General features: G+C 58.5%; 2 protein-coding genes. Both read right to left on the bottom strand.

Annotated features, from left to right (window positions below):
• Positions 1 to 211: 211 nt before the first annotated feature.
• Positions 212 to 676 (bottom strand): hypothetical protein, encoded by a 465-nt coding sequence (locus AB0J06_RS26300; RefSeq protein ID WP_031642858.1) that lies wholly within the window; start codon positions 674 to 676, stop codon positions 212 to 214.
• Between the two features lie 188 nt (positions 677 to 864).
• Positions 865 to 1,191 carry a hypothetical protein gene (locus AB0J06_RS26305; protein WP_009684322.1) on the bottom strand — a complete coding sequence of 109 codons (327 nt, stop codon included), beginning with the start codon at positions 1,189 to 1,191 and terminating at the stop codon, positions 865 to 867.
• Positions 1,192 to 1,810 lie beyond the last annotated feature (619 nt).

A 1,810-nucleotide genomic window follows, 5' to 3' on the forward strand; every position in this document is an offset into this window, starting at 1 on the left:
GCACCCGCTCCTTTCGAAACCTCTTCCGGAAGGGCGCCATAAACGATTCGACCGTGACACCCCCGGCACACATGATCGCCGGGGGAAAATTCCGCTCCACAGCCACCACAGGTATATGTCTCTGCCACCACCAACACCCCTTCGCTCGCAACTTACGGTGGACTATCCGTGGCGTGATCTAGGTTTCAAAATCACGCCACGGATAGATGCCTCAGCGCTCAGCCTGGCGCTTGATGAAACGAAGAGCGTCAGCATTACCTGCCTCTGCTGCCTGCTGCATCAATGACTCGAATTCGCCTTCGTCGCCGTCACGGAGGCGCAGCGCCGCGAGGGTGAAGAGCGCCGTTCCGTTCCCTTGGCTCGCCAAAGCTTCGAGAGAGGTCCTGTTCTCTTTCGGGAAGTTCTGCGCAAGCCAGATGATCGCTTCCGGCTTGCCCTGCTCAGCGAATTTTCGCATCACCGGCTCCAACTTAGCGCGATCAGCCTCTCGATCCATGGACTGCAGCCACGACGAGACAGGGCCACGTTCGCCGAGGACCGCCATGCCCCCGCAAAATAAAATGGCGATGGCCAAGAGGGTGAGACCTACCCGCTTGCGCGCACTGGGTTTGACCAGCAAGACGACGTCCCGCTTATGCGGCCAATCGGCATCGCTCAAAATGCTTGTATTCGACATCTAGCGTCCCTAGTAAGGTGAATGGATATGGGGCGCCCTACCCGAAAGGTGAACGGATATGGGGAGACCGCGCCAGACGTGCGTTCTACGCGGCTCACAGAAGCGCCCAGGCACTTCAAAGGTGAAAGTTTATGGGGAGCGCCTTTTCACGGTGAAAATCCCCCCACTTCAACATCATCATTTAGCCGCTACATAGCGCATCTGCTCCCATGCAAGGCGGATTCGACAGCCTCCTCGACGCTTTCGCCATCCAGCACAAATCGCCAGACATCATCGAGCCGCCCATTCGCTTCCAGATCTCGCCATACGTCGCCATCGATCACATGACCGATACCGGTACGCCCTTCGATCGTCGGCACAACTCCAACCTTCTCCGTCGGCGAGTCGGAGGGACTTTCCGGCTGCCACTCTGGCGCTGTGGACACCAACTCGCCTTGCTCGTTAATCGAAACCTTGAACGTGCCGGCATTCCCATCGCGACAAAGGACCATTGCGCTGATGTAGTTCTGGTTCATCGCCCCTCCCACTCAATCGGTCGTAACCACGATCTTGACTGCCTTCGTCGGCATCCCCCACCTGGCGGCCAGCTGGATCGCCTCTCGACGCGATACCGGCCCATGGCAGTCACCCCAGCCGCGACCATGGGCGGCATACCAGCCATCCGGGTTTCTGCATACGCCGGCCTTGCCCCGCGCTGCACGCTGTTTAAGTACCCGTAAACGATTCATCCGACCTCCTTACCAACTTGTTCGGCCACAACCACCCTCTACGCCATCGACCGCCCCTTCAGTGCTCGAAAATGACTTTGTGGCCCAGAGAGGGCCCTACGAGCGTCAAAGGACGTTCGACCTCTACATGCCCTGTCTGGCGTCCAAATTGGCCTTTGGGTTTTCGATCACAACACTCAACATCAACATTCAGCGCGCCCAAAATAATCTGATGGCCACCCTACCCTTTGCGACCTAGATCGGCGAGGGCCTCAACGAGTCCGCCTCGTGCTGTCGAACTATTTCCTGAGTAAGCCCGCTGGATTGAGCATTCAGCATGTCCAGATACCCTTCCGCCCCCAGCCCGAAGATCAGCTTCACCGGCTCGACCGAGGTCGGACGCCTCATCGGACGCACCTGCGGCGAA

It is taken from the genome of Micromonospora sp. NPDC049679, assembly GCF_040659735.1.
Classification (GTDB): Bacteria; Actinomycetota; Actinomycetes; order Mycobacteriales; family Micromonosporaceae; genus Micromonospora_I.

What these genes read in the sequence shown, in the direction of transcription:
- AB0J06_RS26305 (WP_009684322.1), bottom strand. Translation starts at nt 1,191, where the DNA reads ATGAACCAGAACTACATCAGCGCAATGGTCCTTTGTCGCGATGGGAAT.
- AB0J06_RS26300 (WP_031642858.1), bottom strand. Translation starts at nt 676, where the DNA reads ATGTCGAATACAAGCATTTTGAGCGATGCCGATTGGCCGCATAAGCGG.